20 protein-coding genes and 2 pseudogenes are annotated in these 21,137 nt (G+C 61.3%); 13 read left to right on the forward strand and 9 right to left on the reverse strand.

Annotated features, from left to right (window positions below; genetic code table 11):
• Positions 1-60: 60 nt before the first annotated feature.
• The 8 genes and pseudogenes from LQF09_RS00070 to LQF09_RS00095 all read left to right on the forward strand — a co-directional run bounded on the left by LQF09_RS00070 (position 61) and on the right by LQF09_RS00095 (position 7,564).
• Positions 61-738 carry a TnsA endonuclease N-terminal domain-containing protein gene (locus tag LQF09_RS00070; RefSeq protein WP_270068828.1) on the forward strand — a complete coding sequence of 226 codons (678 nt, stop codon included), beginning with the start codon at positions 61-63 and terminating at the stop codon, positions 736-738.
• Entirely contained in the window at positions 735-2,681 is a 1,947-nt protein-coding gene (locus tag LQF09_RS00075; RefSeq protein ID WP_270068829.1) for a Mu transposase C-terminal domain-containing protein, read from the forward strand. Before LQF09_RS00070 ends, LQF09_RS00075 begins: the two co-directional genes overlap by 4 nt.
• Before the next feature lie 18 nt (positions 2,682-2,699).
• The gene (locus LQF09_RS00080) at positions 2,700-3,695 is read left to right on the forward strand and encodes a TniB family NTP-binding protein (RefSeq protein ID WP_270068830.1); all 996 of its coding nucleotides are present in this window, start codon (positions 2,700-2,702) and stop codon (positions 3,693-3,695) included.
• Positions 3,696-3,733: 38 nt separating this feature from the next.
• Positions 3,734-4,021: pseudogene (locus LQF09_RS19655) on the forward strand (hypothetical protein); the annotation flags it as partial.
• Between the two features lie 180 nt (positions 4,022-4,201).
• A complete protein-coding gene (locus LQF09_RS00085; RefSeq protein WP_270068831.1) occupies positions 4,202-5,074 on the forward strand; it encodes a hypothetical protein in 873 nt (290 codons plus the stop codon).
• Positions 5,040-5,354 (forward strand): annotated as a pseudogene (locus LQF09_RS19660) (TniQ family protein); the annotation flags it as partial. The gene LQF09_RS00085 and the pseudogene LQF09_RS19660, both read left to right, overlap by 35 nt.
• A 321-nt stretch (positions 5,355-5,675) precedes the next feature.
• Positions 5,676-6,887 carry a hypothetical protein gene (locus LQF09_RS00090; protein WP_270068832.1) on the forward strand — a complete coding sequence of 404 codons (1,212 nt, stop codon included), beginning with the start codon at positions 5,676-5,678 and terminating at the stop codon, positions 6,885-6,887.
• Between the two features lie 140 nt (positions 6,888-7,027).
• Positions 7,028-7,564, forward strand: coding sequence for a Uma2 family endonuclease (locus LQF09_RS00095; RefSeq protein WP_270068833.1), 537 nt, complete (start codon positions 7,028-7,030; stop codon positions 7,562-7,564).
• 342 nt (positions 7,565-7,906) lie between these two features.
• Here LQF09_RS00095 and LQF09_RS00100 read toward each other — a convergent pair whose 3' ends face one another.
• Positions 7,907-8,542, reverse strand: coding sequence for a cation transporter (locus tag LQF09_RS00100; protein ID WP_002930995.1), 636 nt, complete (start codon positions 8,540-8,542; stop codon positions 7,907-7,909).
• A 103-nt stretch (positions 8,543-8,645) separates the two neighbouring features.
• Here LQF09_RS00100 and cadR point away from each other — a divergent pair, with 103 nt between their 5' ends.
• Entirely contained in the window at positions 8,646-9,080 is a 435-nt protein-coding gene (gene cadR, locus LQF09_RS00105) for a Cd(II)/Pb(II)-responsive transcriptional regulator (protein ID WP_002930997.1), read from the forward strand.
• Between the two features lie 94 nt (positions 9,081-9,174).
• On the opposite strand, the gene LQF09_RS00110 is transcribed toward cadR, so the two are convergent.
• Positions 9,175-9,597: a hypothetical protein gene (locus LQF09_RS00110; protein WP_021249911.1), complete on the reverse strand. Its 423-nt coding sequence runs from the start codon at positions 9,595-9,597 to the stop codon at positions 9,175-9,177.
• Positions 9,598-9,670: 73 nt separating this feature from the next.
• Between LQF09_RS00110 and LQF09_RS00115 the strand changes: the two genes are divergently transcribed.
• Positions 9,671-10,096 (forward strand): disulfide bond formation protein B, encoded by a 426-nt coding sequence (locus tag LQF09_RS00115; RefSeq protein ID WP_225433332.1) that lies wholly within the window; start codon positions 9,671-9,673, stop codon positions 10,094-10,096.
• On the forward strand, positions 10,093-10,749 hold the full coding sequence (locus tag LQF09_RS00120) for a DsbA family protein (protein WP_002930999.1): 657 nt from the start codon (positions 10,093-10,095) through the stop codon (positions 10,747-10,749). Before LQF09_RS00115 ends, LQF09_RS00120 begins: the two co-directional genes overlap by 4 nt.
• A gap of 129 nt (positions 10,750-10,878) precedes the next feature.
• Here the strand turns inward: LQF09_RS00120 and LQF09_RS00125 are convergent, their stop codons facing one another.
• From LQF09_RS00125 to LQF09_RS00155, 7 genes are all read right to left on the reverse strand, one after another.
• Complete coding sequence (locus LQF09_RS00125; RefSeq protein WP_002931000.1) at positions 10,879-11,232, reverse strand: hypothetical protein; 354 nt, start codon at positions 11,230-11,232, stop codon at positions 10,879-10,881.
• 64 nt (positions 11,233-11,296) lie between these two features.
• Complete coding sequence (locus tag LQF09_RS00130) at positions 11,297-11,683, reverse strand: hypothetical protein (RefSeq protein ID WP_270068834.1); 387 nt, start codon at positions 11,681-11,683, stop codon at positions 11,297-11,299.
• A 41-nt stretch (positions 11,684-11,724) separates the two neighbouring features.
• Complete coding sequence (locus tag LQF09_RS00135; protein ID WP_021249915.1) at positions 11,725-14,844, reverse strand: efflux RND transporter permease subunit; 3,120 nt, start codon at positions 14,842-14,844, stop codon at positions 11,725-11,727.
• 15 nt (positions 14,845-14,859) lie between these two features.
• Complete coding sequence (locus LQF09_RS00140) at positions 14,860-15,972, reverse strand: efflux RND transporter periplasmic adaptor subunit (protein WP_270068835.1); 1,113 nt, start codon at positions 15,970-15,972, stop codon at positions 14,860-14,862.
• Positions 15,969-16,532, reverse strand: a complete 564-nt coding sequence (locus LQF09_RS00145; RefSeq protein ID WP_002931009.1) for a hypothetical protein — start codon at positions 16,530-16,532, stop codon at positions 15,969-15,971. The genes LQF09_RS00140 and LQF09_RS00145 overlap by 4 nt, the downstream gene beginning before the upstream one ends.
• Positions 16,533-16,549: 17 nt before the next feature.
• Positions 16,550-17,818 carry a TolC family protein gene (locus LQF09_RS00150; protein ID WP_039921668.1) on the reverse strand — a complete coding sequence of 423 codons (1,269 nt, stop codon included), beginning with the start codon at positions 17,816-17,818 and terminating at the stop codon, positions 16,550-16,552.
• 614 nt (positions 17,819-18,432) lie between these two features.
• Positions 18,433-18,771 carry a DUF4148 domain-containing protein gene (locus LQF09_RS00155; protein ID WP_004248732.1) on the reverse strand — a complete coding sequence of 113 codons (339 nt, stop codon included), beginning with the start codon at positions 18,769-18,771 and terminating at the stop codon, positions 18,433-18,435.
• Between the two features lie 169 nt (positions 18,772-18,940).
• Between LQF09_RS00155 and LQF09_RS00160 the strand changes: the two genes are divergently transcribed.
• Both LQF09_RS00160 and LQF09_RS00165 read left to right on the forward strand, forming a co-directional pair.
• Entirely contained in the window at positions 18,941-19,627 is a 687-nt protein-coding gene (locus tag LQF09_RS00160) for a heavy metal response regulator transcription factor (RefSeq protein WP_002924878.1), read from the forward strand.
• 2 nt (positions 19,628-19,629) lie between these two features.
• Positions 19,630-20,985 (forward strand): heavy metal sensor histidine kinase, encoded by a 1,356-nt coding sequence (locus LQF09_RS00165; protein ID WP_270068838.1) that lies wholly within the window; start codon positions 19,630-19,632, stop codon positions 20,983-20,985.
• Positions 20,986-21,137 lie beyond the last annotated feature (152 nt).

The raw sequence follows: 21,137 nt of genomic DNA on the forward strand, positions 1-21,137 counted from the left end.
AGTTTTGAAATGACTTGCACGTCCGGGGCCCCTGCTGCCCCTTCTAGCCGCCGCGCGCCCATGGCGCGCCAGCCCATCACGCGCTCGCAGCCCATGCCGCGCCGCAAGGCGCCTTCATTCAAGTCAGGCGCCATCGTCCGCTGCGAGAGCACTCAGGAAGAGGAGGCCGTCGCGCGATTCGAGGCCTGCCCATCGGTCACAAAAATCACGGCTCAGCCTGTTCGCATCGCCTACATGCACGAGGGCAAGCAGCGAAGGACGACACCTGACTTCAAGCTGACGCTCGACGACGGTCTGGATGTCTATGTGGAGATAAAGCACACCACCCAAGCGCTGACGATGGCTGCTGTGCTAAAAGCGCGGGCAGTCGGGTCGGCCGCGCAGGGTCTCGACTATCGCGTCATTACTGACAGATGGATCCGCGTTGAACCCTTGCTCGAAAACATCCGGATTCTCCAGAGATGGCGAGGGGCCACGCGTGTAAGCCGTGATCGGCTTGAGCTATTCGCGCTCGAGCCGGATCTGCCACTACCCATCTGCATCGTGGCTGAGCGCCTGGGCGGCTTGCCGACTGTCGCCGCGCACCTCCTGAACGGCGATCTCAATATCAATCTCGTTTCCCACATCATCGACCGTCATGCCGTGGTCCTGAAAGAGCCCCATCGCGCGACCACGATTGCACGGGAACTCCCGTGGAAAACGCCGGAGGGTTGTGAAATCTGGGGGGGTGACAAATGAATCGCTTCACCTGGCTACGTAATCCTCTGGTCAAGTTTGATGACAAGAATCTCCGGCTCGTGCCACCTAACCCTGCAGGGAAGTGGTGCCTGATCGCGGCCGATGAAACGACGGAATTCAGCCCCGTCGAGCTCTCCGAGGGCGAGCTCGCCGTGCTCTACATCGAGCGCCGGCTTTCATTTCGCCTGCCCGGGGGCTACGACCCCAACCTGTTGAAGCGGGAACGGCTTGCACCGACCATCGACGATCTGCCCGAGAAAGAGCGCAAAGAGGCCCTCCGCCGCAACGGCTATGTCAAAGGACTGCAGGACGCCGGCTGCAAATCGTGCTCCCCCTCGGCGGTGACCAGGTTGTTGATCGTGGAGGTTGCACGAGAGCTTGGCGACCCTTGCCCCCCTCATCCAATTTCGGTGTACCGCTGGGCGCGGCGCAGCGCGGAATCGGGCCGCGGCGTTATTAGCCAAAGGCGCAAATCCTGGGGCACCAACACGGGACGCGAGCACCGCCTGCCCGAGCGCACCGTCGAGATCGTCAATCACTGCATCGACAAGATCTACTTGGAAGGCAGGGAGTCCGGCGAGGCAACACGACTGGAGGTTCTGCGAGTCATCTCCAACGAAAACCTCTCGCTGCCGCCGACCAAGCAGCTTGTCGCCCCATCTCTGGCCACAATATACCGAATGATTAACGGGCGGGATGCGTATGAGCGCGCCGTGGCCCGCTACGGTGAAGAGGAAGCCAACCGTCGATTCCGCCACAGTAAAGCAGGGATCCGAGCATCCCGCCCCAATGAACGGGTCGAAATCGACCACACGCCTCTGGATATATTCGTGGTCGATGAAGACGCTCATCTTCCCCTTGGGCGCCCCTGGATCACAGTCGCAATTGATAAGAGGACCAGGATGGTCCTCGGCTTCCATATCTCCTTTTCGCCGCCTTCCGTCGAGGCAGTAATGCATTGCCTGCGGCATGCGGTGCTCCAGAAGATAGATCTCAAAGCACGATATCCAGCACTCAAGCATTCATGGCTTGCCTACGGATTGCCAGAGATCCTTGTTGTTGATAATGGACTTGAGTTCCACGCCGAAGCGCTTCAGGTTGCGGCCCTTGGGCTTGGGTTCAAAGTCGAGTTTGGAGGAAAAAGAAAGCCATTTCATAAAGGCGCAATTGAGCGCTTCCTGAAAACGCTGAACTACAACCTGATCCACAAGTTACCAGGGACGTCATTCGCAAAATATTGGCAACGATTCGACTTTGATCCTTTAAAGCATGCCCTGATTACACTCGAAAAGCTTCACGAGGTTATCCATCGCTGGATCCTGGACGTTTACAGCCAACAAATGCACCGCGGGATTAGCGAACCTCCCGCCTTGAGATGGCAGCGCGAGTCAAAGATGCATGCTCCTGAACTTCCCGCTTGTGTTGACAAGCTGGATATCCATCTCAGCCAGGTTGTACATCGACGAGTCTGGCATTACGGGATCCAGCTGCATGGTGATCAACTCTACCAATCCAGCGAACTGCAGGATCTACGGCGCAGATATGGTGAAAAGCTGGAGGTGCAGGTTCGGTTTCATAACGCTGACATGACCCAAATACACGTTCAGGACCCCGAATCTGCAGAGTACATCACAGTCGAGAATACCGCCCCTGAAGAAGTACGCGGCATGAGCGCAACCCAATACAAATGGATCCGCGCCTATCGCAAGAAGATGGCGCGCACAGAGGAGCGTGAATTGTCGATAGCCGAGGCGAAGGCGGAACTCCGTAATTTGGTAAGCGAGTTGTTCGAAAGCAAGAAACTTCGCGACCGCACCAAGGGAGAGCGCATGAAGGACAAGGAAACCAAGACGAACGGGGCTCAAGGGAGCGAGAAGACACTGAATCTTTCCCTAGAAGACGAGCTTGAGGATGAAATGGACTTCGAAACTGCCTTTGCGTAATAAGGGGAGCGATAAAAAATGGAAAGCGTACTAACCAACGAACCTGAAATCAGCCTCAATCAAACGATTGAGACGCTTCACAACCTTCGGGTTGCACATACAGGATGGCAGGAGATCCTAGATGAATTCGATGATCTCATCACCTTCGCTCCTTATTCCAATGAGGGTGTGGGGATGATGATCATCGGTGAATCTGGTGTTGGCAAGACAACATTGCTCAAGGCCATTAAAGCCCGTTTCCCCGAGACCCAGCAGCGGGATGACCGCTCCCTCGTGCCGTGCCCCCTAATATCGATTCCGTCCCGTCCGACCATTAAGTCGGTGGCACAGGCTACCTTGGCCGCATTGGGCGACCCGCTTGCGGGGGTTGGCGGTCAGACGACGGTCGAGCTGACCAGCAGAATCGTCTGCCTGGCGAAGGGATGTGAATCACGAGCACTATTGTTTGATGAGGCTAATCACTTCGTTGACGGAAGGCGAGGCGACTCACTTCTTCAGATATCAGATTGGTTCAAAGAACTTTCCGATCAATGCCAGATCCCGTTCGTTCTGTGCGGCCTCCCGAGATCGGAAGCGATCCTAGAATGTAACGTTCAATTGCGGCGCCGATTCAGCACTACCTTGGAGCTGAGCCTGTTCGATCAGACAACCGATAAGCTTTCGCTGACACGGTTTACTAAGGTCATCAAGGCAATCTGCTCCCAAATCCCAATGCTAAGCCGCTCAGATCTGCTAGCTCGTGACACTGCCTCGAAGCTTTTTGTGGCATCCGACGGGAGAATTGGCCCCTTGGTGAAGCTACTTTCCGCTGCCCTCAAGATTGCAGTGCGCAAAGTTCAGGCTGTAATTGAAAGCAGCGTATTAGAACAAGCATTTCAAAGAGCTATCTGGCGAAGCGGGATCGGCAATTTGAATCCGTTCAACTCTGAATTCAAGATCAGGCGCCTGGACAAACCAAGCGAACCATATTCTGGAACTAGTAGGGATCCCGTCAAGAGGAGCAGGAAGTCATGATGCTGGCGCTACGCCCCAAAATTCATCCCCTCGAGACCATGCACGCTTACACGCTCCGCTTGGCGAATGCGAATGGCCTGAACAGGATTCCCGGCACCCTGCTGGAGCGTCGCATTTCATCGGGGATCGCGGCACGAACGGATCTACCCGGCGTGTCACTTCGCCGAGTCGCTGAACTCACGGGACAAGACGGCAAGAGCCTAGCAAACCAGAATGTACGTCGAGACGCGTTCAGCTGGCATTACCAGAGGCATCGCCTAGGTCACCGCCATTTCTCACTCTTGCGGCGCAAGATCTGCCCTGCATGCTTTGATCAGCAGGGCATCACGCCATGGTATTGGTCTATTCGCCTGCTCACGGCCTGCCCAGACCATGGGCTACAACTCATCGATCGATGCACACGTTGCGGCGAACCCCTATCGTGGCGCCGCGACCATGAGCGGTGTCGGTGCGGTCTTGAATACAGGCGCGCGGAGGCACCATGTGCGAGCTCCCAACAGGTGCTCGTGTCAGCAGTGATCCTGGCGGCAGTCGGGATCGCCCACATCACTACGATGACTCCGCGCGCGGCCGCAGCGCTTCAGGTATCCGACCTCGAGCGCGTTGCGCTGATGCTGAATCACTATCGCCAAGACCTGCCCGCAGGGCTCGGGCGCGATCGCTCTCATGCCCATCAAGTGGGTCGGCTCCTGGAGGACTGGCCTCGCGGTTTCCAGTCCTGCCTGCGGGAACTTCAAGACGCGGCGTGCGGCTCCGACACGCTCGACGCCGAGTCGGTGCTCGCCCAGATGGACGAATTCACTCGCATGGGCACGCGATGGTTGCGCATGGAGGCTCCGGCACCGCTGCGCGATGGATTCTGGCAGTGGCTGGCTGGGGTAGGCGACGCCGAAGAGTTGGCGCACCTTCGAGCGCACTTGAGCAACTTTGAAGCCTACCTGCACCGCCCCGTGAGTCAGTTGTGCCAGGCGCTCGGCATCACCCGTAGCCAGTTCACGGTTCTCGCGGACTCCAAGTTGCTCGAATACCGCCCCGGGACGGGAATGCAGTTTGCCAGTCTGAAAAGTTTGGCCAGACTGATCCACGAACTCGCCCAGGCTATTCAACCCTGGGCTCCGCGGGCAAATCTGGTGCCGGTCGCCGAGGTGTCGCCCGGTTGCGGGCGGCATCGCTATTCCGGATTCAAGCGAGTCATGGAATCAATCCTGATTGGCGAATGCCCTGTGTATGCAAGCGCTGTCATCCCCCCCAATCTCCCGCTTTTTCAGCGCATGCTCGTCTCGCTCGACGATCTAGCCGCACTGAGAAACCCTTGGGCCACATTCCGCGACCGGAGTCTACGTCATGCTGCCAAGAAGACCGCATCCCATTCCAAATGAATCGCTCCGGGGGTACATCGGTCGGGTCGCGCTGGCGAACGGCTATAGCGGGCCAGACTGGATGATGCGCCATCTGAGTGGAAAGGCGCTTCATCAAAGCACGCTTGCCACAATCAGCGCGGCCATTGGCAAGTCGACCTCTCAACTTGCCGGCTTGGAAGGCATCATCCCGGGTGACACCGATGCCCGGCACCTCTGCGTGCTCGGGGGACGGCGATTGCCGTCCGACTTCTGGCGATTGTCGCTTCGCCAGATCTGCCCAAGGTGCCTGGCCGAGAGTGGCTTTGCAGAGGCAAGTTGGGAGGACATGAGGCGAGTGACCTGTGCCATCCACCAGACGACATTTGTCGACGCCTGCGCCTCTTGCTCACGACCACTGAGCTGGACTCTCGGCGGCCTGACGCGTTGTCAATGTGGGATGGACCTTTGCTCAGTCGAGCCTGAGGCCGCCTCCAGCAGCCTTCTCGTAGCGGAGAGGTATGCGTTCGGGGGGACTGAGAGCAGCAATCCACCCTTTCCGGCCGTTTGGCTGGATCTGTCCGATAGGCAGCGACTCAAGCTGATCTCTTTGCTGGGAGACTTGGCGCCATCAGCAGAAGCCATGGCATGCATCACACATGCCAAGGTTCGGCTCGCCATGCAAACCGCTGGCAGAATCCTCTCCGACTGGCCGGCGGGGCTGATGAAAGCGCTGGAGACCATCGACAGGGGAGAACCGTCCCTGAGGCGCTCGCTTGGACGCTTCCTCTCAAAGGTGGACGCGCTGCCCACAGCCCCGGCGTTCGTCCCCCTCAGAGAAGCCATCTCTCACTATGTGGGCGAAGTAAGGACGGCGCCGTGTCACCCACAGGTCCTGAAGCACCGGAATGCAACTGCGTCTCGCAAAAGGAGCGTCGGCATCACGCAGGCCTCTGCCGAACTCGCTTTGGCGCGAGGCAGCGTCAAGAAACTAATCCTGGCAGGACGCCTCGCGGGCCAGGTAGCCACTGCAGGCAAACGTTGCTTCACGTCGATCAATCCCGACGCGGTTGAGGCCTATCGGTCGTTGCGTACTGCGAGCCTCACCACCGCCGAGGTACGGCGTGAACTCGGACTCAGCCCAGACCGCTTCCGAGAGCTGTGCCAGGCAGGCATTCTGCCGGTGCTCGAGGGGCGCACTGAAACCGAGCAAGCAGTTTGGCGAATTGACCGCGAACGGCTCTACCTACTCATGAGACAACTCGACAACGCGGTTATCCCTTCACGCAAGGAGACTACCGAAGACGTCATCTCCCTCGCCACCGCCTGTCGCACGCGCCTCATCGAGGGAGAGTTGGCCCTCACCTTGAGCGCAATCCTTGATGGACGCTTGCCCGTCATCGGAAGACTGAAGGGGCTTGCGGTCATTCCCTCGCTTGTCGTCGACGCCGACCGCCACCTCGAGCTGCGTGATGAGTGGCGTACCGAGCAGTCGCACACCCTCTCGATCGTGGAGGTGGCCGAGCAAATGGCGGTGAAGCAGGAGGTCGCATATCACCTGGTCCGCCAGGGCCTGCTGCAGACAGCCACCGCGGCGACGCACCGTCGCAACCAGCGCGTGGCGATGCAGCAGCTTCAGGAGTTCAAAACCGCGTACGTCTGGCTTCGAGACCTTGCCCGTGGTGCCCGCACCTCACCCAAACACCTGCGCACACTCCTGGACAAGGAGGGCATCCGGCCAATCAGCGGACCTGACGTTGACGGATGTCGGCAGACGTTGTTCAGGAGGGCATGTCTGCAAGCGAGCCCGGCAATCCTAGGCACCATTTCCCTTCCAGAAGACGTTGCGACGTGATTGCAGAACCCGCAACACTCATCCTATTACTCTCGAGTCTGAAGACAATGATCCCCTCAACCCGCCCCACTCGCCGTCGCGAAAGCAATCCCTGTAGCCGGTCAAGTTCAAGGACGCGCATCTCGTCATGCTCAGCGTCAGTGATTTCAAACGTCCCCGAGTTCGTCGTCCGGCGACAGCCGCCGGATGACGTTCACGAGATCATCGATGGACTGATGCAACCTATCCCACGGCCGTCCAAGGCCCATGAGTCCATCTGCGAGGCGCTGGAGAACGCCCTCCGCGAGCATCTTGCGTGCTCGCTCGAGCAGGTCTTTACTGCCCGCGATCGGAGACCACTCTGCACGGACCGCTCCACGCTCTATCCCGATTTCTGGGTCTCCACCCTATGTCGAGATCCAGTCAACGAGCAGCGCGTCGCCTACCCGGGCCTGGTGATCGAGGTCCTGTCACCCTTTCGGGAAAAGGTCGACAGGGGCGCCAAGCTCCACGCGTACCGCGAGATCGACAGCGTACAAGAGTTGCTCGTGATCGACCCTGCTCGTGGTCGCAGCGAGTTGTATCGTCGCTGCGGGCCGAGGCAGTGGCAGTTCACCGATGTCGAAGGAAGCGAACCAATTCATCTCGAGAGCATTGGGATGAGTTTGGAAAGCTTGTCGGGGTTCGGGTATCGATAGCGAACTTCGAGCTCTCGAGGGGCAGGTAAGCGTGGAGGTCTACGAGACCACCCCTCGCAGTGCTCAACTCTATGTTCGCTGGTCTCAAGCGGAGACCCTGATCACCCCGTATGACATACGGAACGCGGCGTCCCCTGGTCGGTAGCTGCAACGACAATTGGTCGGCCGCTGCGGCCACTTAGGGCGACCTCCGCCTAATCGCCGACGGCGGCTACGGGGCACTCAGCCCGACCTCACGCATTCGGCCATCAGCTGCCCGTCCTCCTCTCCACAATGCAGCCATCCTGATGGCCGCTGGGCCTCGAAAGCTGTCATTGCCTCAAGCACGTCGCTCCGCTGTCCTCATCCCTTCTGATGGACTTGTCGTGCGTCGCCGATGTCGCGCCGGGCGTGAGCGACGATGACAAGCCCCGACCACAGCGCGAGCCCGGACATCACCAGTGCAACGACAAGGTCCGGCAACGCGCTTCCGGTACCGAAGACGCCTGCCGCCGCCAGGATCACCGCGAGATTGCCGATCGCATCGTTGCGGCTGCACAGCCATACCGAACGCATGTTCGCGTCGCCCGCGCGAAAGCGATACAACATCATCGCCACCCCTGCGTTGGCGAGCAGTGCGAGGATGCCGACCACGCCCATCGTGATCGGCTCAGGCGTCACGCCGTGCTGGAAGGCCCACAGGGCGCGTGCCATTACAACGGCGCCGAAAAGCACCATCGCCACGCCCTTGAGCAAGGCCGCGCGTGCCCGCCATATCAATCCCCAAGACAGCACCGTCAGCGACAGCGCATAGTTGGCGGCATCTCCTGCGAAATCGAGGGCGTCGGCCCACAGGGCGACCGAACCGACTGCAAGGCCGGCGAAGAATTCGACCAGGAACATCACCGCATTCACGATCAATGCAATCCACAGTGCCAGGCGCAAGCGCGGGCTCGCTGCGCTGGCATCGCAGGTGGAGTGGGAACAACAGCCGGCCATGGTTTTCTCCTTAACGTGGGCGAGGGGTGCATCACACACCCTGTAGCCACTACAGGGTCAAGCGGTTAAGCTGTTGGGCGGTCGCAATGAGGAGATGCAGGCGATGAAGATCGGTGAATTGGCCAAGGCCGCGCACGTCGAGGCCGAAACCATCCGCTACTACGAACGGATCGGTCTGCTCCCGGCGCCTTCCCGCAGCCCCAATGGATATCGGGCCTACGCGGGTGGGCACCTTGAGCGCCTCGCGTTCATCCGCCACTGCCGGGCACTGGACATTGCCTTGGCCGACGTCGCGCAGCTGCTGCGCTTCGTGGACGACCCCACAACCGACTGTGCTGAGGTCGACGCGTTGATCGACACCCAACTCACCCGTGTCCGCGCGCGTCTCGACACCCTGCAAATGCTCGAGCGCCAACTCGTCGCCCTGCGCAGCCAGTGCTGTGCACCCGATCGTGCGGCGCAATGCGGCATCCTGCATGAGCTCGAGGCGCCGACGCGGGGGGATGTCTGTGTGTGCCACGATGAGCATGCGCAATGATCTGCGGTTCGGTGGCGGAGTGACCACAATGTGGGGTGCCAGCGCTCCGGTACGTTCATGGTCGCGATATGAGCCGTCAGCCAACGGGCTGGGGTTAAAATCGTCGCCCATGCACCGTTGGCTTGCCATTTTCTTCCTGCTGCTCGTTCCGCTTCAGTTCGCGTCGGCGGGCCTGGAGGCGTACTGCTTGGAATCGGCCGGTTTCGCGACCAGCCACGGCGACCACCATCCACATACCTGTCAGGTGGATGAAGGCGATGAAGGGATGAAAGGGCAACTTCACGCCGACTGCGGTTTCTGCCAGATCCTTGCGAGCGCTGCACTGCTCGATGCGGGTCGTCTGCCATTGACAGGACTGGGCCATGTCCTCGTCGACGCCGGGCGGGACTTCAACGCGTCTGCGCTGGTCACCGAGCCTGAACGCCCCAAGTGGCGCCTCGCTGCCTGAGCGGCAGCCCACCCCTGTCTTCCCCTCTTCTTCGAGTGCGCGCCGCACGGTAGCGGCGGTGTGCTCCATTGCGGACGTCCGGGCACTGCCTATGGCGTCCGCCCCTCCCGAAGCCTGGGAACCAACCCTCGAGATCGACTCGATGCACGACAAACGAACCCAATGGTGGTGGCTGATGGCCGCCTGGGCCGTGGCTCTGGTATCCACGCTGGGCGCGCTCTTCATCGGTGAAGTGATGGGCATGACGCCCTGCGTGCTGTGCTGGTACCAGCGGATCGCCATGTTCCCGCTCGCCCTCATTCTGGGCATGGCCGTGTTCGCCGAGGACCGGCGCGGTGCGGTGTATGCGCTCCCATTCGCGCTCGCTGGTCTCGCGCTGGCCGCCTATCACAGCGCACTGATCGCCGGCTGGGTGCCACAGTGGTGGGTGCCGTGCGGCACTGGCCCCTCGTGCAGCCAGCAAGCCCTGGTCATCCTTGGCGACATCCAGATTCCCTGGCTATCGCTGGCGGCCTTCCTCGCCATCGCCGCCGCCTTGACGATTTATCTGATAAGGACCCGTAAATGAACACACGAAAACTCCTGGCACTCGCCGTGTTGCTGATCCTCGGCCTGGCCTTTTACTTCGGCATGGATGCCTATCGCGACCGCACACAGGCCGAACAGGACACGCGCATCGCTGTGGAAGGAAGCCGCCTCGTGCGGATGCATACCCCGATCATCGGGCCGCAGAACGCGCCGGTCACCATCGTCGAGTTCTTCGATCCCGCCTGCGAGACCTGCCGCGCCTTCTATCCGATCGTCAAGCAGATCATGGCCCAGCATCCGGACAAGGTTCGGCTTGCGCTGCGCTATGCACCCTTCCATCACGGCTCGGACCAGGTGGTGAAACTGATCGAGGCTGCGCGCAAGCAGGGACTCTATACCCCGGTGCTCGAGGCGCTGCTGGCCGCACAGCCCGAGTGGGCCGACCACGCGGCGCCCAACATCGGCATCGCCTTCGAAGCAGCCGCTCGGGCCGGCCTGGACATGGAACGCGCCCGGCAGGACATGGAAACGCCCGAGATCCAGGCCGTGCTCGCGCAGGACATCGAGGATCTGACCGCGTTGCAGGTCAGCAAGACGCCGACCTTCTTTGTCAACGGACGCAGTCTGCCCAGCTTCGGTCCGGAACAACTCACACGCCTCGTGGCCGAGGAAGTGGGGAAATTACAGCGGTGATCGAAGCGTTCGGGCTCGCTGGCCTGCTTTCCGTGATAGCAGCGGCCGCAAACCGGGGGCGAGCTTTACAGGCACGACTCCGGTTTGCCCGAGAACAAAACGCAGATGAGCTCGACCGATCCGAGCAAATCAGGAACTACGTTTCGGGATCGCTGCCGTGCAGTCCCTGAAGTTCACGTAAACCTTGTCCCCCACCTGCAACTTCGGCTCAGCTGGCAGCCTCGCAGTCCGCGCATACGGATGGCCGTTGCGTTTGAACGCGATTGTCACGTAGGTGACGTTACTTGCCTCTCCGACTGTCTCATCTCTGCAGTCATAGAACGATGGCCGTTGAAGCTCTTTGCCCAAGCCGATCTCGACGACAGTACCTTTGCGCCAGCCATCGCCCTGCGCGTACTTATCTTCATACACGACGGCGGCCGCACATCCGGTCAAGCCACCAGCGACGACCAAGGCCAGTCCTGGCCCAATCAATGCTTTCATCTTGCTACCGCCGAGCGCCTGAGGTGACCGCCTGCGCGCCGTTGCCGCAGGCGGTCGGGCGGAGTCACTTCAGTGTGAAGCGTGCCGTGGTGGAAGGCTTGCCCGGAAGGGTGACAACCGCGACCAGCTTGGTGCCGGCGCCGACCTTGAAGCTACCCTTGGCTTCGAGTCGATCACCTGCAGGCTTGAGTTCGACATCTTGCTTGTTTGCGCCAGACAGCAGCGTGAGCTTGGCACTGCCGTTTGCCACATCAACAGGCTTGCCGTGATCGCGAAGGTGCAACTGGATCACCTCGGACTTGGCAACGAGTTCGAGATCGAGATCCTTGACCTCGACCACCACGCCTCCATGCATGGATTCATGCTCGTGAGCATGGTCATGCTTGTCGGCTGCAAAGGTGGGGCCCACAGACACGAGAGCAGCGAGGGCGACGACTTTTGAGAACTTCATGGTTTTTCCTTTCTGGTTTGCATGAGGCGGGTTAAGCAGCGTCAGAATGCTTCGGCGTTTCGATCGTCGAGCAGACTCTCTGCATCGCGGCGGCCGAAGAGCCAGAACATTGCAGGGGTAAGGAAGGTATCCAGCAGGGTCGAACTGATGAGGCCCGAGAAGATCACCACGGCCACCGGATGCAGAATCTCGGTACCCGGGCGCTCGGCCTCGAACAGCAGCGGTGCAAGCGCAAACGCGGTTACCAGTGCGGTCATCAGCACCGGCGACAGGCGCTCGATCGAGCCCCGCAGGATCATCGTGTGGTCGAAGCTCTCGCCCTCGATACGCATCAGGTTGAGGTAATGACTCACCTTGAGGATGCCGTTTCGCACCGAAATACCTGCAAGCGTGATGAAGCCGACGAGTGCCGCCACCGACAACGGTTGACCGGAGATCCACAGTCCAATCACCGCCCCGACCAGTGCGAGCGGAATGTTCGCCATGATGAGCGCCGAGAGTCGAACCGACTTGTAGCGGCTGTAGAGCACGACGAACATCAGCACGAGTGAGACGATCGAAAGCAACCCGACCAAACGGGATGCCTCTTCCTGAGCTTGGAACTGCCCGCCGAGGGTGATGAAGTAGCCCTCGGGCAACTTAAGGTCGGCCACGACGGCGCGGATGTCCTCGACGACCTCCGATAGCGGACGCTGCTGCGCATTGGCCGAGAGCACGATGCGGCGCTTACCGTCGTCCCGGCTCACTTGGTTCGGACCGTCACCATCCTCGATCGACGCCAGCTTCGACAAGGGCACATGTCCGGTCGGCGTTTCGATCAGGATCTGAGCCAGCCCGTCGACCGAGCGCGCCGTTTCCGGTAGGCGAACGACCAATGCGAACCGTCGACCACCCTCGACGATCTGGGTGACCTTCTCGCCCTCGACGAGGTTTTGCAGCGCGGCCAGAATCTGCGGTGCCGGCACCCCGTAACGGGCAGCGGCCGCATAGTCGATCCGCACCTTGATCTGCGGCGCGAGCACTTGCTTCTCGATCTCCAGGTCGGCGAGCCCCGGAATGGCGGCAAGCCGCGTTCGCAATACGTCAGCCTGACCGCGCAGGGTGTCGAGATCCTCGCCGAAGATCTTGATCGCAATCTGCGAGCGCACGCCCGACAGCATGTGGTCGATGCGATGTGAGATCGGTTGCCCGATCGCGATCGCAGCTGGCAGATTGACCAGTCGCGACCGGATGTCTGCGGTGATCTCACCCATTGAGCGGCTCAGCTCACCGGCGGGTTTCAGCCCCACATCGAGCTCGCTGACGTGGACACCTTCCGCATGCTCATCAAGCTCGGCCCGCCCGCTTCGGCGCCCGACGTGCGTCACTTCGGGAACCTGTTTCACGAGCACTTCCGCTTGCTGCGCGAGCACGGTCGACTCCGCCAGGGTAACGCCCGGGTTGAGCCGCATGCCGATCAGCAAGGTGCCTTCGTTGAACGGCGGCAGAAAGGTCGTGGGGAAGAACGGTACCGCAGCGGCAGCAATTGCCACCGCAACCGCACCCGCTGTGACGGCCGCCCTGGGGTGCTCGAGCACCCCCTGCAACGCCCCGCGATAACGTGCCTTGAGCCAGGCGAGCAAGCGCGTGTCACCGTGATCGAGGGACTTCATCCGGGGAAGCAGGTAAAAGGACAGCACCGGCGTCACGGTCACCGAGACGACCAACGAGGCGAGCGTGGAGACGATGAACGCCACGCCGAGCGGCACGAACAGCCGCCCCTCCATGCCAGGCAGCGCGAACAGCGGCAAGAACACCAGCACGATGATGATCGTCGCGTAAAGGATGGCCGAGCGCACTTCCATCGTTGCGCGCGCCACGAGTTCGATCGGGTGAAGCCGATGGTCGTGATGCTTTGCGCGGTCCTCCTTCAATCGGCGCAGCACGTTCTCTACGCCCACAACCGCATCGTCGACCAAGCCGCCAATCGCAATCGCGAGACCACCAAGGGTCATCGTGTTGATCGACTGCCCGAAATACTTGAAGACCAACGCCGTCATGAAGATGGACACCGGAATCGCGGTGAGCGCGATGATCGTCGGGCGCAGGGTGCCGAGAAAAAAGAAGAGGATTGCCGCAACGAACACCGATGCACCAATCAGCTTACCCTTGAGCGTGCTGATCGATGCCTCGATGAAAGTCGCCTGCCGGAAGGTCACCTCCGGCGCATCCATCCCGGCCGGGAGCGATATCTTCATCTCTTCGAGCGCGGTTTCGATCGAGCGAGTCAGGTGAATGGTGTCCGCCGTAGGCTGCTTCTGAATGCCGAGGATGACGGCCGGCTTGCCCTCGAAGCCCGCATCCCCCCGTTTGGGCGCCGCTGCGAAGGTCACGGATGCGATCTGACGCAGCAGGATCGGCTGGCCATCACGCGCAGTGATCGCGAGGTTCTTCAGATCCTCCAGGCTCGAGGTCCGACCGAGATGGCGGATGAGATATTCGCGCCCGTTCAGTTCGAGAAAGCCCCCCGAGGTGTTCGACGAGAAGCCTCGAATCGCCCCTTCCAACTGCTCCAACGAAACACCGAGCTCAGCCATACGGCGGGTGTCGGGCTGAACCTGGAACTGCCGCACCTCCCCGCCAATCGGGATGACTTGCGCGATGCCGGGGATCGCCATCAGGCGCGGACGAAGAACCCAGTCCGCATACTCTCGGACCTGCATCGGCGAGATCTTCGCCGTGTCGATCGGGATCGCGATCTGCATGATCTCGCCCATGACCGAGCTGATCGGCCCCATGCGCGGAATCACGTCTTCAGGCAACCCTTCCTCCATGGCTGAGAGGCGTTCCGACACCATCTGCCGGGCGCGGAAAATCTCGGTACTCCAGTCGAAGGTCACGTAGATGAAGGACAGCCCCGAGCTCGAGGTAGAGCGCACTGACTCCACGCCGGGCAAACCATTCATGGTGGTCTCGAGCGGAAAGGTGATGAGTTGCTCGACCTCCTCCGCCGCCATGCCACCGGCTTCGGTCATGATCGTGACCGTCGGCTTGTTGAGATCCGGAAATACGTCCACGGGTGTTCGCGAAAGCGTGAACGCCCCATAGGCCATCAGTACCAGGCTGGCGATAATCACCAGCAGCCGGTTACCAAGGCTGTTGTCGAGTAGCCACTTGAACATCGGATAGACTCCCCGTCAGCGGATCTGGTTGATCAGCGTGGCGGCACGGGAGGCGACCCGCTCGCCGGCTTCGAGGCCGGACGTCACCGCAATATTCACACCGTCCAGCGGCGCGATCGTGACGGTCCGGGACTCGAAACGTTCGGGCGCCGTCTTTACCCAGACGATGGTTTGGTTTGCCGAATTCTTCAGCACCGATGCTGCGGGAACGCTTACACCCTGCTGCGTGCTGCGCGACTGGACGAAGACCTCGACCGGCTGCCCCACGGCAAGAAAGGCCAGCGCTTCACCTTCGGCTGCAAAGGTGAGTGGCAAGGCCTGCTCGCGCAGGCTGCGGGCGGCGCCGATGAAGGTGAGCGGGATCCGCTGGTCGCCGACCGCAAGACTTGCAGAGGCGACATCCGCCGCCATTTCTGGATCATAGGAGAGCGCCTCGACGCGCAGCCGCTTCGGGTCGACGATCTCGAACACGAGCTCGCGCGCATCGACCACCTGGCCTGACACGGCGTTAGTCGATGCGATCACACCGCTCACGGGTGCGGTCAGGACATCACGGGCATTGAGGCCACCACCGATCGCTTTCGATCTAGCCTTCAGGCTGGCAAGCTCGCTTTCGGCCGCTTCGATCTCCTTGCGCGGTACCGTGTCGGCGAGTTCCTTCAGACGCGCGAGGCGCTTTTCCACAAGGGCCCTGGCCGCGTGCAGCTCGGCCAATTGCGCCATCTGGTTAGACCGCTCGATCTGGTCCGTCGAAGGACTGACGTAAGCCAGCACGTCCCCCTTCTTCACGGCCTGACCGACGCTTGGCAACCCCTGCGGGCCCGCCTCCAGGCGCCCAGCCACCATGGCCTGCACCTTTCCGCCGGCATTCGGGTCCATGACCACCTTGCCGGCCAGCGCGGTGGTACGCGGCAATTCGCCGGCTTCCGTAACCAACGTGCGAACACCGATCTGGCGTTGTGCCGGCTTGGGCAGAAAGACACTGCCATCGGCTTGCCGTTGTGGCCCATTGCCTCCTGCCACAACTGGACCTTCATCGCCATGATCATGGCCTTCGCCAGCAAAGGCATTCCACGAGGCACTGGCCGATACCAGCGCCAGCGCAGCAAACAGTACGCTCAGCTTCATGCGGCACCTCCAGTCGAGCGATTACGCGAATTCCCCTTGCGAAGCACAATCCAGCCGATGAGGCCTAGCACAAGCCCCCCCGCGCCTGCCCCAATTGCGTAGGGTTTAATGTCCAATTCGGCAACCTCTTCGTGCGCCTCGGCGGCGGTCTCATGCAAGTCGAGCTCACCAGCGAGCAAATCGGCGTCCTGGCCGGCAATCACCGTTGCCGTGACAGAGACGACACCCGGCTTGAGCGTCTCCTCGAGCGTGGCCCCGAACTCACCGTCGGCATGGGGCGTGAGCGCAACGGCCTTCCCATCGAGTTCCAGATCGACCTTTGCGTCCTTGACCGGACTGTTGTCAGCGAAGTGGTCAAGATAGACGGTGACGTTCTTGCCATTCACTACGCCGACCAGCTCGAAGAGTTCCGAGACGGCGGTAAATCGCGGCAATGCCGGGCCCGCTGTGGTCGCGGGCGCTTCTCCATGGTCGTGTCCGTCACCGGCCAGCGTTTGCGGGGCAAGCCCGGCAAGCACTGCAGCGAGGCTCCATGCCGCGAGGGTATGAGTGGATTTCATTTTGGGGATCCTGTTATTCATTCGGGAAGCAGGCCCAACGCTTGGCGCTGGGCCGAGATGGCGGCTGCCAGATCAATACGCGCGCGCGCGCGCTCGCGTTCGGCCTCGGCCGCCTCGAATTCGATGCGCAGACGGGTCGGCAGATCGGCCTCACCGAGGCGGAACGCCTTCTCGAAGAAGCCGCGTGACGCCTGTGCGAGGTCGGAGCGCCGTTCAGCAGCGGCGACCTGCTGCCGTCTCAATTCGACGCGCTGGTGCGCCATCTCTGTTTCGGCCAGCAGACGTTCGAGTTCGATCTGGAGTTGCGCCTCGGCCTCGATGGCCTCTGCATTGGCGCTTGCAACGCGGGACCGGCTGCGCGAACCGGAACCAAGCGGAATGCGCAAGCCCAGCGTGACTGTCTGTTCCCAGGATTCACCCGATGCGCCGCGTTCGCGGGTGGTCGTGACACTCAACTCCGGATTCGCGCGGCCCTGAACGCTGGCAAGGGTCATCGTGCGCCGCGCAACGTCGACCCGATCACGCAGCTCGGCCACTGCAGGGTGCGCCGTCTCAAGAATCTGTGTCGGTGTCGCAGCGGACGGGACGGGCTCCGGCGCAGACACCCCGCCGGATGAGCGTTCTGGCCCGATTCCAGTGAGCGTGCGCAACTGCTGTGCAGCATCTGCAAGGGCGCTTTCTGCCTCGGCGACGGCGGCTTCAGCTGTAGCTTGCACACCGTCGGCCTGATGCTGATCTGCGCGCGCCAGATCACCCGCCTTGATGCGCTTGGCCACGTCGGCGGCCAGTTCGCGGGCGTTCTCGAGACCCGCCCTCGCCAGCGTCACATCTACGCGCGCGCGTTGCCAATCCCAATATGCTGTGCGTACCGCTGCAGCGGTGCGCAACTGCGCGCCGCGAGCCCGGCTCGCCGTGGCAGCTATTTCGGCAGTGGCGAGGGCTGCAGTGCTCGAACGTTCGCCCGACAGCCAGATCGGAACCGCGATGCCGACCTCGTACTCACGGCTCCCGCGATTGCTGTCCAACTGATCGGTTTTTCCGGCTACCTCTAGGGCGGGCGGTTCGACAAACCAACTGTCGGCACTGTCGCGGCGCGCTTGCGCCGCTTCCTGTTGAGTCGTGAGCGACAGCGCTTCAGGCTGGCGTGCCCATGCTGCCTCGAAAGCGTGCTTGAGGGATAGGGCGGTACTTGGAGCCGGGGGGGCGGGCTGCTGCGCCCAGGCACCATTGACGGCAAGGCCGAGCATTAGCCCAGGCAGCCATTTGAGACGAAGTTGCTGAAACATCCAATTCTCCGTTGATGTAAAGACACGGGGAATCGGCAGAGGGCGATCGGACCGATCGCAATGGACGCGTGACGCTACCGCTCAAAGCGGTAGGAACATCAAGAGGGAATGAAGGCGACCGCCCTGCCGATCAGGCTGGGCGGGCCCATTTAGGGCGTTCGGGCTCTGCGGGATGCTCCGCAAGTGAGCACCCAGGTGTGACGCCGATGGGGAGGGATGCCTGATGCTGTGTGAATAGCGCGCTGGACTCACTCGTTACTGCTGAAGAGCCCACCACCTGGCACGATGCGCAGTCTGTGTGTGCGCCCTTCGTCAAGCCCCCTTTTTCCTTGCCTTTTGCATCTTCGGTGTGACGATGCGCGTGATGACCAAAATGATTGGCTGCGGCACCGGATTCGTGCGCGCAGTAATCGCCCACCGCCGCCCAACTCAGTTGGGCAGGCAGCAGGATCAAGAGGAAAATCGCAAGCCAACGACGCATGGCGCGGATTCTATCAATAAGGATTTGCTATCGTCGACAGCGACGGTACCAATGGGCAGACCAAACGGCGCTTTACGAGAACCTGCTGGGCGAAACGCCTGGACGGCCCGACGTCTCGCGCCGATAGGTGGCTTCAGGAGCCACTGTACAGTTCATTCATGTACGCGCGCTCTGTCGGGGTCATGTCGACCAGCTCCTTGAGGACTTCTGCACGGGTCTTGCCGGGTCCGGAAGCACGCGAGGGCACCGCGAGGCCACGCTGCAGGTAGAAATAGCTGCCATCGGCCTTTGCCTGTTCGAGCTCGCGCAACACCTCGGCGCGGGTTTTCGTGCTCGTGGAGTGATCCGGATGGAACGTGAACCCCTGCTCGCCGGGAGCGGGATGCCACAGCGAGCTGGCTTGCGCAGCCGCAGGAACGACAAGGACGGCAGCAAGAAGCGAAAAAAGGGCAGTGGTGCGGGTTTTCGACATGACGAGACTCCTTCGTTCAACGTGAGAGGTGGCGTTCGGCATAAGCCGCTTGGCGTCGCCTTGCACCGAACACGTCGCGGACTTTAAAGGTCCATCCTCGTCGAATCGCGAACTGCCAGATTACGATTTCGTAATGTGATGGTTTCGGCATCTCCGCGATAATCGCTGCATGAAGATTCTGGTTGTGGAAGACGAACCCAAGCTCGCCGAATACCTACGCAGGGCGCTCACCGAAAGCAATTACATCGTGGATGTCGCGCACAGCGGCACGGATGGCCGCTATCTCGCGACCGAAGGGCATTACGACCTCGTCCTCCTCGACGTCATGCTTCCGGGGCTGGATGGCTATGCCGTCTTGCAAGAACTGCGTCGGGGCAAACACGTACCCGTCCTGATGCTGACCGCGCGGGACGAGGTCGAGGATCGGGTCAGAGGCCTGCAGGCGGGTGCCGACGATTACCTGGTGAAGCCGTTTGCTCTGTCCGAGTTGCTCGCTCGCGTGCAGGCCTTGTTGCGGCGCGGTGCCTTGCGCTCGGATAGCCAGGATTCAACGGTGCTCCGTTTGGCGGACCTCGAACTCGACCTGGTTCGGCGCAAGGCGTCACGATCCGGGCAGCGCCTCGACCTGACCGCCAAGGAGTTCACGTTGCTGACGTTGCTGCTGCGCCGGCAAGGGCAGGTCCTTTCCCGTACCGCGCTTGCAGCGCAGGTGTGGGACATGAATTTCGACAGCAATACGAACGTGGTCGAAGTTGCGGTGCGCCGGTTGCGCGGCAAGATCGACGACGCTTTCGAGAAGAAGTTGTTGCATACCGTGCGCGGCATGGGATACGTCCTTGAGGACCGGAAGCCCTGAGAATGCGCAATCCGCGTTCGCTTAGCTGCTGGTTATCGTGGTGGCTCGCCGTGCTGGCCTCGCTGGGGCTCGGCTTGGTCTGCTCGATCGTTTACGTGGGCGCGAGTCTAAATCTCTCCAACAAGCAGACGGACGAACTGCGGCACAAGCGGGACATAGTGCGCCATCTCGTCGGCGAGATTGCAACGCGGGACGCGTTGCCGAGCCTGCGTCACAAGCTCGACGACTTCTTTGTGGGCCATGCCAACCTCGAGTTACGGCTGATCCAGGGATCTGACGCTCTTCTGTACGCAACTCCGGCGCGTTCAAGCCCCGGCGCAATCCTGCGGCGGGATGAGTTCGAAATCTCCGTGCCATGGTCGCCCACAACCATGCTGCGCGCCGAATTGATGCTCGACAGCAGCGCCGACGCGCTGCTTTTGGAGCAGTTGGCCTGGACGCTACTCGCGAGCGCCCTTGGTGGAGCGGCGGCCATCTCAGTGGGCGGCGCATGGCTCGTTCGTAGAGCGCTCTTGCCTGTTCGCGACCTGGCTCGACAAGCAGCGGCCCTAAGCCCGGAAAGCGTTGGACAGCCGCTTGACGGCTCCGCCCAGGCACAGGAGCTTCAGCCGTTGGTCACACAATTCAACGCGCTCCTGGTTCGATTGAACCGCGCATATCAACAACTGGAAGGGTTCAACGCCGATGTCGCTCACGAGCTGCGCACACCGCTGGCGACCTTGATTGGTGAGACCGAGCTAGCTCTGAGTCGTCAGCGCGATGTCGCCGAACTGCGCGATGTGCTCGGATCGAACCTCGAGGATCTTCAACTTTTAGCGGGGCTGGTCAATGACATGTTGTTCTTGTCCCGGGCCGATCGCGGGGAGCGCGCCCGTCGCCACCGTGTGGATAGCCTGGCCGAACTGGTGTCCGAGGTCATCGAATTCCACGAAGCGTCAATGCAGGAGGCCGGCGTGACTGCGCGCTTACGCGGTGACGGCATGGGCACAGTCGATGCTGGGTTGGTTAGGCGTGCGCTCTCGAACCTGCTCGCCAATGCGACCCGTTTTGCAGAGCGCGGATCGGTGATCGAGGTCGATATCAAGCAGGACGCAGATGGCCGCATTTGCCTGTCTGTCAGCAACACGGGCCCTGTCATCCCCCCGGAGCATTTGCCTCGTCTATTCGACCGCTTTTATCGGGTTGATGGGGCCCGCGAACATCGCGACCATAATCACGGGCTCGGCTTGGCGATCGTAGCTGCGATCGCGCGAATGCATGGCGGCGCCACCTTTGTGCGGTCAGCTGCCGGAACGACGAGCGTTGGCCTTGCCATGTGCGGGTGCAGCCAAATGGAGGTAGCACCTCATGACAGATAAGGCGCATTGCTGAAAGGGCTGAACTTTGCCTCTTTGCGGCACTGACTATCGAGAGTGCTGGGGTCACATGGATACGTGGCCAGGTAGAGTGCGCTCGACACCACGAACTTGCACCAGATCGCCTTCGTGCGCGGCGCCGATGGCTGACGTGT

Origin of the sequence: Thauera sp. WB-2 (genome assembly GCF_027594845.1) — a bacterium.
Lineage (GTDB): Bacteria > Pseudomonadota > Gammaproteobacteria > Burkholderiales > Rhodocyclaceae > Thauera > Thauera mechernichensis.

Coding starts and splice junctions, on each gene's coding strand:
- LQF09_RS00070 (WP_270068828.1), top strand. CDS start 61: ATGGCGCGCCAGCCCATCACGCGCTCGCAGCCCATGCCGCGCCGCAAG.
- LQF09_RS00075 (WP_270068829.1), top strand. CDS start 735: ATGAATCGCTTCACCTGGCTACGTAATCCTCTGGTCAAGTTTGATGAC.
- LQF09_RS00080 (WP_270068830.1), top strand. CDS start 2,700: ATGGAAAGCGTACTAACCAACGAACCTGAAATCAGCCTCAATCAAACG.
- LQF09_RS00090 (WP_270068832.1), top strand. CDS start 5,676: ATGGCATGCATCACACATGCCAAGGTTCGGCTCGCCATGCAAACCGCT.
- LQF09_RS00100 (WP_002930995.1), bottom strand. CDS start 8,542: ATGGCCGGCTGTTGTTCCCACTCCACCTGCGATGCCAGCGCAGCGAGC.
- cadR (WP_002930997.1), top strand. CDS start 8,646: ATGAAGATCGGTGAATTGGCCAAGGCCGCGCACGTCGAGGCCGAAACC.
- LQF09_RS00110 (WP_021249911.1), bottom strand. CDS start 9,597: ATGGAGCACACCGCCGCTACCGTGCGGCGCGCACTCGAAGAAGAGGGG.
- LQF09_RS00115 (WP_225433332.1), top strand. CDS start 9,671: ATGCACGACAAACGAACCCAATGGTGGTGGCTGATGGCCGCCTGGGCC.
- LQF09_RS00120 (WP_002930999.1), top strand. CDS start 10,093: ATGAACACACGAAAACTCCTGGCACTCGCCGTGTTGCTGATCCTCGGC.
- LQF09_RS00125 (WP_002931000.1), bottom strand. CDS start 11,232: ATGAAAGCATTGATTGGGCCAGGACTGGCCTTGGTCGTCGCTGGTGGC.
- LQF09_RS00130 (WP_270068834.1), bottom strand. CDS start 11,683: ATGAAGTTCTCAAAAGTCGTCGCCCTCGCTGCTCTCGTGTCTGTGGGC.
- LQF09_RS00135 (WP_021249915.1), bottom strand. CDS start 14,844: ATGTTCAAGTGGCTACTCGACAACAGCCTTGGTAACCGGCTGCTGGTG.
- LQF09_RS00140 (WP_270068835.1), bottom strand. CDS start 15,972: ATGAAGCTGAGCGTACTGTTTGCTGCGCTGGCGCTGGTATCGGCCAGT.
- LQF09_RS00145 (WP_002931009.1), bottom strand. CDS start 16,532: ATGAAATCCACTCATACCCTCGCGGCATGGAGCCTCGCTGCAGTGCTT.
- LQF09_RS00150 (WP_039921668.1), bottom strand. CDS start 17,818: ATGTTTCAGCAACTTCGTCTCAAATGGCTGCCTGGGCTAATGCTCGGC.
- LQF09_RS00155 (WP_004248732.1), bottom strand. CDS start 18,771: ATGTCGAAAACCCGCACCACTGCCCTTTTTTCGCTTCTTGCTGCCGTC.
- LQF09_RS00160 (WP_002924878.1), top strand. CDS start 18,941: ATGAAGATTCTGGTTGTGGAAGACGAACCCAAGCTCGCCGAATACCTA.
- LQF09_RS00165 (WP_270068838.1), top strand. CDS start 19,630: ATGCGCAATCCGCGTTCGCTTAGCTGCTGGTTATCGTGGTGGCTCGCC.